This is a genomic window from Pseudomonas sp. R3-52-08 (assembly GCF_003851745.1).
Lineage (GTDB): Bacteria > Pseudomonadota > Gammaproteobacteria > Pseudomonadales > Pseudomonadaceae > Aquipseudomonas.
In genome coordinates this window covers 4,497,249-4,510,760 of sequence record NZ_CP027730.1, presented here as the reverse complement: position 1 = coordinate 4,510,760, position 13,512 = coordinate 4,497,249, and the positions used below count along the sequence as shown (strand labels likewise).

Here is a 13,512-nt window from a genome sequence, read left to right as displayed (position 1 = left end):
GCCCAGCGCAGGCCTTTGCCTAGCGCTCGGCTTCGAAGTTAAGCAGCTTGCTGGCTACACGGTTGCTGTCGACCGTATAAGTGCCATCGGCGATTGCCTGTTTCAACTCGGCCACACGGGCTTTATTGACAATCGGTTGATCGCGCAGCGAGTCAGTGACCTTCTGCAACTGTTGAGCCTCATTGCTCAGGTGTACCGATTCCCCACTTTGGCTCGCGCCCGCTTGCTCTGCCTTGGCGGGCAGGGGCTGAGACTTGGCTTCTACGCTGTCCTTGGTACCGTTGGTGCGCGTATTGCCTGGTAAGGGCTGAGTGCTGTTCAAACGATTGAAATCAATGACCATGATAAAAAAACCTCTGGGTAGTGGACGCTTGCCATGTTTTCGGCCATACCCAAACAAACTTTAGGCTTTAGTGACAATAAACCTGTACGGCGCGGCATCCAACCCACAGTGTAGGAAAAGCGGGCAATTGATTCCAGTCATCTATAGCGCCACCTCGACTTGGCCGGGGGCCGTCACCCGCGCCTTGATCACACGGTTGGAGTTGAGGTTCTTGACCCGGATCTGTTCGCTCATACCGCCATTGGACAGCGCTTCCCCCGGCATTCTTACGTTCAACCCGCCGCTGCTGGCGGAAATCACCACTTGGTCACCCTTGCGAATCACTTCCGCCTGCTCCAGATGCACCAGCGTGATCACCTGATCGGTGACCATTGGTCGGGTGAGTCGCTGCCCGATAGCCTGGTCCAGGGAGGTCAGGTAACCCTGATTGATCAGGCTGATATCCCGCTCACGCAGCACAACATCGTCATAGCCAATAATGCCGGTGCGCTTCAAAGGGCGCGCCACCACGACCACGTCGCGGAACAATTTGACCTGGGCCGGCACAAACACCGTCCAGGGGGAGGCGCTCTCACAGCGGACTTTAACGGTTACCCGACCGATGGGCTGGGCGGGACTTTCCAGGGTGGCTGTCAATTCCTTGTCGCACATTGGCAGGCGCAGGCGCGGGTCCAATGGGTTGACCTGAATTTCATAGCGGCCCGGTGTCTGGGTGGTTGCCAGATAATCTTCTACAGTGAATTCAAGAAAGCCCTGGGTGACGCCGATAAGTAGATCAGGCAGGGTGACGTTGTCGGCACGAGCCGCGACGCCCACGCCCCAGACAAGCAGCGCCATCGCGGCGCAGAGCAGTCTGCGGTACTTTGGGCGGCAGGGATGTCGGGAAACTGTCATTTTAATATCCAAAGCCAACCGAATAGCAAAACTTAGCAAAGCTCGTGCCGTTTAGTGTTGGGTACGCATCGTACCTCTGGGATTTAGGAGTCTGGGCATGGCAGGAGTAATGGATTCAGTAAACCAGCGCACACAGCTGGTAGGGCAGAATCGCCTGGAGTTGTTGCTATTTCGCCTGGACGGCAAGCAGCTGTACGGCATTAACGTGTTCAAAGTGCGGGAAGTGTTGCAGTGCCCCAAGCTGACGATCATGCCTAAATCCAGCCCGGTGGTGTGCGGCGTAGCCAATATCCGTGGCGCGACCATTCCGATTCTTGATTTGGCAATGGCCACCGGCTCCGCTGGTTTGCAGGACCGTCAGAACCCGTTCGTTATCATTACCGAATACAACACCAAGACCCAGGGGTTCCTGGTGCGCTCGGTGGAACGTATCGTCAATATGAACTGGGAAGAGATCCATCCGCCGCCCAAGGGCACCGGACGCGATCATTACCTGACGGCCGTGACGCGGGTTGATAACCAGTTGGTGGAAATCATCGACGTAGAGAAAATTCTCGCCGAAGTCGCGCCCACGTCGGAAACCATTTCGGTCGGTGTGGTGGATGCCGAGACAGCGCACAAGGCGGTGTCCCTGCGCGTGTTGACCGTGGACGACTCCTCTGTCGCCCGCAAGCAGGTCACGCGTTGTCTGCAAACCATCGGCGTCGATGTGGTGGCCCTCAATGACGGGCGCCAAGCCTTGGATTACTTGCGCAAGTTGGTCGATGAGGGCAAGAAGCCGGAAGAAGAATTTCTGATGATGATCTCCGACATTGAAATGCCGGAAATGGACGGCTATACCCTTACAGCTGAAATACGCAACGATCCACGCATGCAAAAATTACATATCATCCTGCATACTTCGTTGTCGGGGGTATTCAATCAGGCAATGGTCAAGAAGGTCGGCGCAGATGACTTCCTGGCTAAATTCCGGCCTGATGACCTCGCATCCCGGGTAGTCGACCGGATCAAGGCAGCAGATCACGGCTAGGGGGATTTCCCCTGGCGGTCACACGATTTAAGAGGCGGTATCATTGTCTACGGGTAATTTGGATTTCGAACAGTTCCGGGTCTTCCTGGAAAAAGCCTGTGGCATATTGCTCGGTGAAAACAAGCAATACCTGGTATCCAGCCGTCTCAACAAACTGATGGAACAGCAGGGCATCAAGTCCCTGGGTGAGTTGGTCCAGCGGATCCAGGGGCAGCCGCGCAGCGGGCTCAAGGAGATGGTGGTCGATGCCATGACCACTAACGAAACCCTGTGGTTTCGCGATACCTACCCGTTTGAGGTGCTCAAGAACAAAGTGCTGCCGGCGGCCATCAAGGCCAGCCCGGGCCAGCGCCTGCGTATCTGGTCGGCGGCGTGCTCTTCCGGACAGGAACCGTATTCGATCTCGATGTCCATCGACGAGTTCGAACGGACCAACATGGGACAGTTGAAGGCCGGCGCGCAAATCGTGGCGACGGACTTGTCCGGCACCATGCTCACCAACTGCAAGACGGGTGAGTACGACAGCCTGGCCCTGGGCCGGGGTTTGTCTCCGGAGCGTCTGCAGCGCTACTTTGATCCGAAAGGGGCAGGGCGCTGGGCGATCAAGGCGCCGATCAAGAATCGCGTGGAGTTTCGCTCGTTCAACCTGCTCGACAGCTACGCCAGCCTGGGCAAGTTTGACATGGTGTTCTGCCGCAACGTGCTGATTTATTTCTCGGCCGAAGTGAAGAAGGACATCCTGTTGCGCATCCATGGCACGCTCAAGCGTGGGGGGTATCTGTTCCTCGGCGCTTCGGAAGCCTTGAACGGATTGCCGGATCACTACCAGATGGTGCAGTGCAGCCCGGGAATCATCTACCAGGCCAAATAAGCAGTACGCAGTCAAAATGTGGGAGGGGGCTTGCTCCCGATGGCGGTGGTCAGTCAGCTATTCATGACATGACACATCGCTATCGGGGCAAGCCCCCTCCCACATTTGTTTGCCACCATCCCACCGGAAGCGGCAAATTGTATTGCCGCTTTACTGGCGCCACGCGGAAAGTACTTGCCGCTTTTCTGGCATTGCCGCCGGCAACCTCCCCGCCAGCCCTTGATATACGGGACCCTCGCAGATTGGCATGCACCTTGCTATAGCCCTGTTAACGAATAGCAGGTCAGCCTAAAGGTTTCCGCCATGAGCATCAGCTTCGATAAAGCGCTCGGTATCCACGAACAAGCCCTGGGCTTCCGCGCCCAGCGTGCCGAAGTCCTGGCCAACAACATTGCCAACGCCGATACCCCGAACTACAAGGCTCGGGATCTGGACTTCTCCGCCGTGCTCGCCGCGCAGCAGGACAAGACCAAGAACGGCACCTTCGCCTTGAACATGACCAACAGCCGTCATATCGAAGCGCAAGGCCTGAGCAGTGGTGACGAGTCGCTGCTGTATCGCACGCCAATGCAGCCATCGATCGACCAGAACACCGTCGATGCCCAGCTGGAACAATCGAACTACGCCGAAAACTCGGTGAATTTCCAGGCCAGCTTTACCCTGCTCAACAGCAAATTCAAAGGGCTGATGTCAGCCCTGCGTGGAGAATAAGCCATGTCCCTGTCCAGTGTTTTCAATATTGCCGGCAGTGGCATGAGCGCGCAGACCACGCGTTTGAACACCGTCGCCAGTAACATCGCCAACGCCGAGACTGTGTCTTCGAGCATTGACCAGACTTACCGCGCCCGGCATCCAGTATTCGCCACCATGTTCCAGGGCGGCCAGAGCGGTGGCAGTGATTCGCTGTTCCAGAACCAGGATGCCGCCGGCCAAGGCGTGCAGGTGTTGGGCGTGGTCGAAGACCAGAGCAACCTCGAAGCGCGTTACGAGCCCAACCATCCGGCGGCGAACGAAAAGGGTTACGTCTATTACCCCAACGTCAATGTGGTCGAGGAAATGGCCGACATGATTTCCGCCAGTCGCTCGTTCCAGACCAACGCGGAAATGATGAACACCGCCAAAACCATGATGCAGAAGGTCCTGACCCTGGGTCAGTGATAAGGGGCGCCAAATAATGGCCATCGTTGATACGTCGAACAATACGGCAGTCCAGGACCTCTTCAATTCCAAGGTCAAGGACGCTTCAAACAATGTAGCGAATGTTTCCAAGGCCGCCACCGGCGACCAGGCCCTCGGCAAGGATGCATTCCTGCAATTGCTGGTGACCCAGCTGAAAAACCAGAACCCCTTGTCGCCACAGGATAACGGTGCGTTCGTGGCCCAGCTGGCGCAGTTCAGCAGCCTGGAAGGCATCAACACCCTGAATGACTCGGTGAATAACATCTCGAGCAACTTCAGTTCTTCCCAGGCGCTGCAGGCTTCGTCGCTGGTCGGACGCTCGATCATCACCCAGACCGACAAGGCGCTGGTCGATACCAGCAAGAGCATGACCGGTTCGGTGGCGGTGACAGCGGCGACGGGCAACGTCTCGGTCAAGATCACCGATAAAGACGGCAACGTGGTGCGCACCCTCGATCTGGGCGCCCAGAGCGCAGGGACTTCGGACTTTATCTGGGATGGCAAGAACGAAGCGGGTGAGGTGGCTCCAGCCGGTACTTACACCTTCGCGGCCTCCACCAAGAATGACAAGGGCGACGCGGTTGCCCTGGCCACTTCGCTGCCGGCAATCGTCACCAGCGTGACGCTGAGCAAGACCGGCGGCGAGATGCTGCTGAACCTGGCAGGCGGCATGGGCAGCGTCAAGCTGTCGCAAATTCAGACTATCGGTACATAGAGCCGGCTAAATACGGCAGAGGGAGAGAAACATGTCTTTTAATATCGGCCTTAGCGGCCTCTATGCGGCCAACAAACAACTGGACGTGACCGGCAACAACATCGCCAACGTCGCGACCACGGGTTTCAAGTCGTCTCGTGCAGAGTTCGCGGATATCTACGCAGCGTCCAAACTGGGCACCGGCCAGAACAGCATCGGCAATGGTGTGAACCTGGCGGCGGTGTCCCAGCAATTCACCCAGGGCGACGTCAACGGCAGCGGCGGTATCCTGGACATGGCGATCCAGGGCGGTGGCTTCTTCGTACAGAAGGGCAGCGACGGTTCGCTGGAGTACACCCGCAGCGGTGCCTTCCGTGCCGACAAAGATGGCTTCATCACCAACAACACGGGTACCTCGCGCCTGCAGGGTTACGCGGCGGATGATGACGGCAAGATCATCAAGGGCGGGCTCACCGACCTGCAACTGAACCTGACTAACCTGCCGCCCAAGGCGTCCACCAAGGTGGACTCCACCAGTAACCTGAATTCCTCGGAGCCGGTGATCGACCAAACGGCCAAGCCGTTCGACCCTACCAAGACCGATACCTTCACCACTCAATACAGCACCACTTTGTACGACTCCCAAGGCAACGCGCACCCAATGGTGCAGTACCTGGTGAAAACCGACGGCAACAAGTGGAATGCCTATACCCTGATCGACGGTCGCAATCCTGATGGTTCGGCACCGACAGGCACCCCATCGACCCCCCCTGTGGCGTCGACATTGACCTTCGATGGCGCGGGCAAACTCACCAGCGTGGTGACCGGTGGTGTGTCCGATAAGACGCTCACCGTTGCAGGCTGGGTGCCGGGCACAGTGACTAATGGTGTGTGGAAGGCTAACGGCGCGAACGCCAACCCGGGCGGGATTGCCGTCAACATGGCCAACATTACCCAATACAATTCGGCCACCTACCGTAACCCTCCGGTCACCGATGGCTATGCCACCGGCCAGATCACCGGCCTGAAGATCGACGGCAACGGCGTAATGTTCGCCACCTTCAGCAACCAGCAGAGCAAGGCCATCGGCCAGATTTCGCTGGCCAGCTTCAACAACGAACAAGGCCTGCAACCCGGCGGCAGCACCACCTGGAAAGAGACCTTCGCTTCGGGCCAGCCTGGGTACGACACTCCGCAAGCCGGCACACTGGGTTCGATCGTGGCCAACTCCCTGGAGAACTCCAACGTCAACCTGACCAACGAACTGGTGGACCTGATCAAGGCCCAGAGCAACTATCAGGCGAACGCCAAGACCATTTCCACCCAGAGCACCATCATGCAGACCATCATTCAGATGACGTGATGCGTTAGCGCTCCACAAGAAGCCCCTCGTAAGAGGGGCTTTTTTGTGCGTGTAAGAAAACATCCGCCGACCCATAAGGTTATGCGCTGAATTGTTTGGCGAGGAACGCACCGTACCCGTCTTGCCACTGATCGGACCAGAGCCTGAGAGGTTCACCAATCATGGGGGCGCGGTATGTGGTGTTCAGGGGTTTTCGGTCCAGGGGCAGGGCGCGCAGTTGTTGGGCCCAGGGGCGCACACAGGCAGGCATCCGCCACGCCGGCTGACGAGGTAGCCGCAGTCAGGAAGCTGCTCAACGACATGTTTGATGCGCAGCAAACAGGTAAGACGCAAGCGGTGCAAGACGCCCGGGATAAATTGAACAAGCTGCGTGAACAGCTGGGTGATAAAAAACTCGAGGAGATGCTTAACAAGCTCATCGACAACAACGATGACAAGTTTCTCGAATTTCTACGGCGGCTGTTGAAGGAGTTGTTTCCCGATGAAGATGTAACGCCACCCGCGCCAGCGCCCACGCCGCCAGGCGGCCGTGGAGGCGGTGGGGGTGGACGTAGAGTCAACCCGGGTGGGTTCGGGCCCAGCGAGTCTACGAGTAACAAGCCAATCACCGAAGGCTCGAGGCATTTCAATTACAAGCCCGATAACAGTAATCCCGGGAAGAAACCCGACAATATCTGGAGCGGTTTCAGCCAAGGACCTGATGGTAACTGTGTCACCGTTTCTGCCATAAAAGCCGCCATGATGCAGTTCGGTCAAAAACCTACAGACGTCTTCAAGGACGTTAAAGAGACGAGCAAGGGGTATGACGTCACGATGCGAGATGGCTTCAAGCTTTCAGTGACCAAGGATGAGGTGAGGCAGGCGGCGACACATGCTCGTTTCAAGGGCGATCACCCGGCGATGATGACAAATGCCAATTTTATGTACGCCGCGAGTGCCAAGCGGGCGCAGATGGAAAACAATGATGGCACCGCCGGGCGCAGCTTTCAGGCTGCGATGAACAGCCTTAACAACGGTGAGTATTCACGCGAGGGTCTTGACCGCTTGGGTCTGAAAGGTCATTACCGGCCTGCGACCGATGCCGACTTGAGAAATAGCAAGGTAGGAACCGTAGAGTACGGCGGTCACTCAATGGCCGTGATCAACGGCAGGATTGAACTGTGGGGGCGCCGCGGCGGTGTGCCCCAGTCGGGTATTGCGACCATATTGTTCTAGGGAATATTTTGTTGAATGAAAAAAGCCCCCGATACACTGAAAGCGCATCGGGGGCCTTACAACCTTGAGCTGTTAAACCCAGGGTCGGCTCAGCTTATTGGCAAGCTTCGCAATCCGGCTCGTCAATCGCACAAGCCTTCGGCACCGGTGCCGGGCCGGCAGGCGCAGCGAGTACCGAATCATCACCATGGTTGCCGCTGGAAACAGCGTTGAGCTTACCGGTGTTGATGGTCGACTTCTCGGTGCTGGTCGCGGCCAGGGCACGGAGGTAGTACGTGGTTTTCAGGCCACGGTACCAAGCCATGCGGTAGGTCACGTCGAGCTTCTTGCCCGAAGCGCCTGCGATGTACAGGTTCAGGGACTGCGCCTGGTCAATCCACTTCTGACGACGGCTGGCGGCGTCAACGATCCACTTGGTGTCCACTTCGAACGCAGTGGCGTAGAGCTCTTTGAGTTCTTGCGGGATGCGCTCGATCTGCTGCACCGAACCATCGTAGTACTTCAGGTCGTTGATCATCACCGAGTCCCACAGGCCGCGGGCTTTAAGGTCGCGGACCAGGTACGGGTTGATCACGGTGAATTCGCCCGACAGGTTCGATTTCACATACAGGTTCTGATAGGTCGGTTCGATCGACTGCGAAACGCCAGTGATGTTGGCGATGGTCGCGGTCGGTGCGATGGCCATGATGTTGGAGTTACGAATACCTTTCTGCACACGGGCACGTACTGGCGCCCAGTCCAGGGATTCTTCCAGGTCAACATCGATGTACTTCTGGCCACGTTGCTCGATCAGGATCTGTTGCGAATCCAGCGGCAGGATGCCCTTGGACCATAGCGAACCCTGGAACGTCTCGTAGGCGCCGCGCTCGTCGGCCAGGTCGCAGGACGCCTGGATCGCGTAATAGCTGACCGCTTCCATGGACTTGTCGGCGAACTCGACGGCAGCATCGGAACCGTAAGGAATGTGCTGCAGGTACAAGGCGTCCTGGAAGCCCATGATGCCCAGGCCGACCGGACGGTGCTTGAAGTTGGAGTTCTGCGCCTGTGGCACCGAGTAGTAGTTGATGTCGATCACGTTATCGAGCATGCGTACGGCGGTGTTGACAGTGCGTTCCAGCTTGGCGGTGTCCAGCTTGCCGTTGACGATGTGGTTCGGCAGGTTGATCGAGCCCAGGTTGCAAACGGCGATCTCGTCCTTGTTGGTGTTCAAGGTGATCTCGGTGCACAGGTTCGAGCTGTGGACCACGCCGACGTGCTGCTGCGGGCTGCGCAGGTTGCACGGGTCTTTGAAGGTCAGCCATGGGTGGCCGGTTTCGAACAGCATGGACAGCATTTTGCGCCACAGGTCTTTGGCCTGGATGGTCTTGAACAGCTTGACCTTGCCTGGGTACTCGGTGAGGGCCTCGTAGTACTCATAGCGCTCTTCGAAGGCCTTGCCGGTCAGGTCGTGCAGGTCCGGCACTTCGGATGGCGAGAACAGGGTCCACTTGCCGTCATCGAAGACACGCTTCATGAACAGGTCAGGGATCCAGTTGGCGGTGTTCATGTCGTGGGTACGACGACGATCATCACCGGTGTTCTTGCGCAGCTCGATGAACTCTTCAATGTCCATGTGCCAGGTTTCCAGGTAGGCACACACAGCGCCTTTGCGCTTGCCGCCCTGGTTTACGGCTACGGCGGTATCGTTCACTACTTTGAGGAACGGCACGACGCCCTGGGATTTACCATTGGTGCCCTTGATGTACGAACCCAGTGCACGCACCGGCGTCCAGTCGTTACCCAGGCCACCGGCGAATTTGGACAGCATGGCGTTGTCGTGGATTGCGTGGTAGATGCCCGACAGATCATCCGGCACGGTGGTCAGGTAGCAGCTCGACAGCTGTGGACGCAGGGTACCGGCGTTGAACAGGGTCGGCGTGGACGACATGTAGTCGAAGGACGACAACAGGTTGTAGAACTCGATCGCACGGTCTTCCTTGTGCTTCTCTTCGATCGCCAGGCCCATCGCCACGCGCATGAAGAACACTTGCGGCAGTTCGAAGCGGATCCCGTCCTTGTGGATGAAGTAACGGTCGTACAGGGTTTGCAGGCCCAGGTAGGTGAACTGCTGGTCGCGCTCGTGGTTGATCGCCTTGCCGAGTTTTTCCAGGTCGAAGGTGGCCAGGATCGGGTTCAGCAATTCGAATTCGATACCCTTGGCGATGTAGGCGGGCAGCGCCTTGGCGTACAGGTCAGCCATCTCGTGGTGGGTGGCGCTGTCGGCCACGCCCAGGAAACCCAGGCCTTCGGCGCGCAGGGTGTCCATCAGCAGGCGCGCGGTGACGAACGAGTAGTTCGGCTCACGCTCGACCAGGGTACGGGCAGTCATCACCAGGGCGGTGTTGACGTCGGTCAGGGCCACGCCGTCGTACAGGTTCTTCAGGGTTTCGCGCTGGATCAGGTCGCCATCGACTTCTTCCAGGCCTTCGCAGGCCTCGGTAATGATGGTGTTGAGGCGGCCCAGGTCCAGCGGCGCAAAGCTGCCATCGGCCAGGGTGATGCGGATCGAAGGATGCGCCTGGACGGATTCGGCGGCCGGCGCGTGCACGGCACGTTCCTTGGCCCGGGAATCACGGTAGATCACGTAGTCACGGGCAACTTTCTGCTCGCCGGCACGCATCAGGGCCAGTTCGACCTGATCCTGGATTTCTTCGATGTGGATAGTGCCGCCCGATGGCATGCGACGCTTGAAGGTCGCAGTCACTTGTTCGGTCAGGCGTGCGACAGTGTCGTGGATGCGCGACGAGGCGGCAGCGGTGCCGCCTTCAACTGCAAGAAACGCTTTGGTGATGGCGACGGTGATTTTGTCATCGGTGTAAGGAACGACAGTGCCGTTACGCTTGATCACGCGCAATTGGCCAGGTGCAGTGGCGGCCAGATCCATATTCGAATCAGCGGCCTGCGGCACGGAGCCCTGCGGGTTCTCGCGAGTTGTGTCGGTTTGCATGGGGGGTTGTCTCCACGTTCTATATTTGATTGCGAGTGCCAGGCTTTCCTGCAACACCCGTACCGTTTTCCATGACTTGGATGAAAAACAGCTGCCATCCGCGTGAGCGGTTTGGTCTACTGATAATCGGTTGGTTCCACGCTGTGCCAGCAATAAAACGCTTGAATTTCGAGCTGCTTATGTGGTTGGGCGCTTATTTCCAAAACCCTACATGTAGGGTCTCTGGAAGTGCCGAGGTACAAGATAATGCGTTTTGGGGGGCTTAGCAACGCACTACCTGTGGATAACGCTGTGGGTAAAATGTGTATGAATCATGGAACGCCCGTGTAGGCCGCAGTACTGCTGGATTACGCCGCCTGTCACCGAATATTTCCAGGCAAAAACTGTCGGTTGGATTTTTGAGGGCGCGAACCCTATCACAAAAAAACGCCATGACCGAATGGATTTCCAGGCTTGTGTTCAGGGGTTGGCCCGTGGCTACAATCGACCCTCGTTATGCCCTCAATACATGACAACCAGGGTATGCCTCGACCGTGTCGACCATCAGCATTTCTTATAACAATGAGGACACCGCGTGGAGCAAGAACCCTGGCAGATATTGATTGTCGAGGACGACGAGCGGCTGGCCGAGCTGACCCGCGAATACCTGGAGAGCAACGGCCTGCGGGTGTCGGTGGAGAACGACGGCGCCCAGGCCGCAGCGCGCATCGTCGCCGAACAGCCGGACCTGGTGATCCTCGACCTGATGCTGCCGGGCGAAGACGGCCTGAGCATCTGCCGCAAGGTGCGCGAGCGCTATGAGGGCGTGATCCTGATGCTGACGTCGCGTACTGATGAGGTGGACCAAGTGCTCGGCCTGGACCTGGGCGCCGACGACTACGTGTGCAAACCCGTGCGCCCGCGCTTGTTGCTGGCACGCATCCAGGCCCTGCTGCGGCGCAGCGAGCCGGCGTTACCGGTTGTGGTGGAAAACCAGCGCCGCCTGCAATTCGGCCCGCTGGTGGTGGACAACGCCTTGCGCGAGGCCTGGTTGCACCAAAAGGGTATCGAACTGACCAGTGCCGAGTTCGACCTGCTGTGGTTGTTGGTGGCGAATGCCGGGCGCATTCTCTCGCGCGAAGAAATCTTCATTGCCCTGCGTGGCGTTGGCTACGACGGCCAGGATCGCTCGATTGATGTGCGCATCTCACGTATTCGCCCGAAGATCGGCGATGACCCGATCCACCCGCGCCTGATCAAGACCATCCGCAGCAAAGGCTACCTGTTCGTGCCTGAAGCCGCCGCCGATATGCCCCTGTGAACTCGATCTTCCTGCGCATCTACGGCGGCATGTGCGCCGCGCTGATTCTGGTCGCGCTGCTGGGCGTGCTGGCGCTGCACTTGCTCAACGATGTGCGCAGCGACCAATACCGCGAGCGCCTGGCCCACGGCACCTTTGCGCTGATGGGCGACAACCTGCAGCCCATGAGCGCCCTCGAGCGCCAGCGTGCATTGGCGGTGTGGGAACGATTGCTGGGCATCCCGCTGCAGTTGCGCACCTTCGCTGATGCACAGCTGGACCTGAGCCAGCGCAAGCGTCTGCAACGTGGCCAGGTCCTGGTGGAACAGACCGGGCCCCATGCCGCGCGCGTAGTGCGCCTGGTCAGCGAACCGGAGCAATTGGTGCTCACCGGCGAAGTGCAGCAAATCAGCGAGCAATTGGCCCGCGCCACGATCTACCTGCTGGCCGACGAACTGGTGCGGTTCCCGGTGGCCGAGCAGCCGCAACGTTTGGCTGACCTCAAGCAGGCCAAGGGCTTTGGTTTCGAGATGCATCTGATGGCCCTCGACCAGGCCGATATGGACGACGACCAGCGCCGTCGCGTGGCGGAAGGCGATACGGTGATGGCGCTGGGCAAGGGCGGTGATTCGATCCGCGTGTTCGCTGGCATGGTCGGCACGCCGTGGGTGCTGGAGATCGGCCCGCTGTATCAAATGAATCCGTACCCCGCGCAATGGCTGATCCTGATCGCCCTGATCGGTCTGACCCTGATCGGTTTGATCGTCTACCTGTTGGTGCGTCAGCTCGAGCGCCGGCTCAAGGGGCTGGAGGCGGCGGCCACGCGGATCGCCAAGGGCAATCTGGAAGTTCGCGTACCGGCCCGTGGCGCCGATTCGGTAGGGCGGCTCGCGGCCGCGTTCAATGGCATGGCCGAGCACCTGCAACAATTGCTGGCGATTCAGCGTGAACTGGTGCGTGCGGTGTCCCACGAACTACGCACGCCGGTAGCGCGCCTGCGCTTCGGCCTGGAGATGCTGGGCGATGCCACCACGGCCGAGGCGCGGCGCAAATACTTGGAGGGCATGGACGGGGATATCCAGGACCTGGACGGCCTGGTGGATGAAATGCTCACTTATGCGCGCCTGGAGCAGGGCGCGCCGGCGTTGAACTTCCAGCGCGTCGATCTCGACGCGTTAATTGATCAGGTGGTCGGCGAATTGTCGCCACTGCGCCCGCAGGTCAGCGTCAGCCGGGGTACCTGCCTGTCATCGGCGCATTGGCAGGATGCCTGGGTCGATGCCGAACCCCGCTACCTGCATCGCGCGTTGCAGAATCTGGTGAGTAACGCCATGCGCCACGCCAAGGGCCAGGTGCTGATCAGTTATCAGGTAGGGCAGATGCGTTGCCGTATCGATGTGGAAGACGATGGTCCCGGCGTGCCGGAAAGCGCCTGGGAACGCATCTTCACACCCTTCCTGCGCCTGGACGACAGCCGCACCCGCGCCTCGGGCGGGCATGGCCTGGGCTTGTCGATTGTGCGGCGGATTATCCATTGGCATGGCGGGCGGGCGTTGATCAGCAAGAGCAACAACCTGGGCGGCGCTTGTTTTAGTCTGAGCTGGCCCAGGGATCAGGAGAAACCCTGATATCGCCATGCATTCCAAATGTGGGAGGGG

12 protein-coding genes are annotated in these 13,512 nt (G+C 58.8%); 9 read left to right on the top strand and 3 right to left on the bottom strand.

What is annotated here, in order from left to right:
• Positions 1–19 precede the first annotated feature (19 nt).
• Both flgM and flgA read right to left on the bottom strand, forming a co-directional pair.
• On the bottom strand, positions 20–343 hold the full coding sequence (flgM, locus tag C4J91_RS20740; protein ID WP_124364037.1) for a flagellar biosynthesis anti-sigma factor FlgM: 324 nt from the start codon (positions 341–343) through the stop codon (positions 20–22).
• A 141-nt stretch (positions 344–484) separates the two neighbouring features.
• Entirely contained in the window at positions 485–1,237 is a 753-nt protein-coding gene (gene flgA, locus C4J91_RS20735; RefSeq protein WP_177412834.1) for a flagellar basal body P-ring formation chaperone FlgA, read from the bottom strand.
• 97 nt (positions 1,238–1,334) lie between these two features.
• On the opposite strand from flgA, the gene C4J91_RS20730 reads away from it, so the two are divergent.
• From C4J91_RS20730 to C4J91_RS20700, 7 genes are all read left to right on the top strand, one after another.
• Positions 1,335–2,267, top strand: coding sequence for a chemotaxis protein CheV (locus C4J91_RS20730; protein ID WP_124364035.1), 933 nt, complete (start codon positions 1,335–1,337; stop codon positions 2,265–2,267).
• A 43-nt stretch (positions 2,268–2,310) separates the two neighbouring features.
• Entirely contained in the window at positions 2,311–3,138 is an 828-nt protein-coding gene (gene cheR / locus C4J91_RS20725; protein WP_124364034.1) for a protein-glutamate O-methyltransferase CheR, read from the top strand.
• Positions 3,139–3,441: 303 nt separating this feature from the next.
• On the top strand, positions 3,442–3,849 hold the full coding sequence (gene flgB / locus C4J91_RS20720) for a flagellar basal body rod protein FlgB (RefSeq protein WP_057726450.1): 408 nt from the start codon (positions 3,442–3,444) through the stop codon (positions 3,847–3,849).
• Between the two features lie 3 nt (positions 3,850–3,852).
• Positions 3,853–4,296 carry a flagellar basal body rod protein FlgC gene (gene flgC, locus C4J91_RS20715; RefSeq protein ID WP_024076985.1) on the top strand — a complete coding sequence of 148 codons (444 nt, stop codon included), beginning with the start codon at positions 3,853–3,855 and terminating at the stop codon, positions 4,294–4,296.
• Between the two features lie 16 nt (positions 4,297–4,312).
• Positions 4,313–5,032: a flagellar hook assembly protein FlgD gene (gene flgD, locus C4J91_RS20710; RefSeq protein WP_124364033.1), complete on the top strand. Its 720-nt coding sequence runs from the start codon at positions 4,313–4,315 to the stop codon at positions 5,030–5,032.
• Positions 5,033–5,063: 31 nt separating this feature from the next.
• Positions 5,064–6,374, top strand: coding sequence for a flagellar hook protein FlgE (gene flgE / locus C4J91_RS20705; protein WP_124364032.1), 1,311 nt, complete (start codon positions 5,064–5,066; stop codon positions 6,372–6,374).
• A 174-nt stretch (positions 6,375–6,548) separates the two neighbouring features.
• The gene (locus C4J91_RS20700; protein ID WP_124364031.1) at positions 6,549–7,589 is read left to right on the top strand and encodes a hypothetical protein; all 1,041 of its coding nucleotides are present in this window, start codon (positions 6,549–6,551) and stop codon (positions 7,587–7,589) included.
• A 94-nt stretch (positions 7,590–7,683) separates the two neighbouring features.
• Here the strand turns inward: C4J91_RS20700 and C4J91_RS20695 are convergent, their stop codons facing one another.
• A complete protein-coding gene (locus tag C4J91_RS20695; protein ID WP_124364030.1) occupies positions 7,684–10,575 on the bottom strand; it encodes a ribonucleoside-diphosphate reductase subunit alpha in 2,892 nt (963 codons plus the stop codon).
• A gap of 574 nt (positions 10,576–11,149) precedes the next feature.
• Here C4J91_RS20695 and C4J91_RS20690 point away from each other — a divergent pair.
• Both C4J91_RS20690 and C4J91_RS20685 read left to right on the top strand, forming a co-directional pair.
• Complete coding sequence (locus C4J91_RS20690) at positions 11,150–11,875, top strand: response regulator (RefSeq protein WP_124364029.1); 726 nt, start codon at positions 11,150–11,152, stop codon at positions 11,873–11,875.
• A complete protein-coding gene (locus tag C4J91_RS20685; RefSeq protein ID WP_124364028.1) occupies positions 11,872–13,482 on the top strand; it encodes an ATP-binding protein in 1,611 nt (536 codons plus the stop codon). The genes C4J91_RS20690 and C4J91_RS20685 overlap by 4 nt, the downstream gene beginning before the upstream one ends.
• The last annotated feature ends 30 nt before the right edge of the window (positions 13,483–13,512 follow it).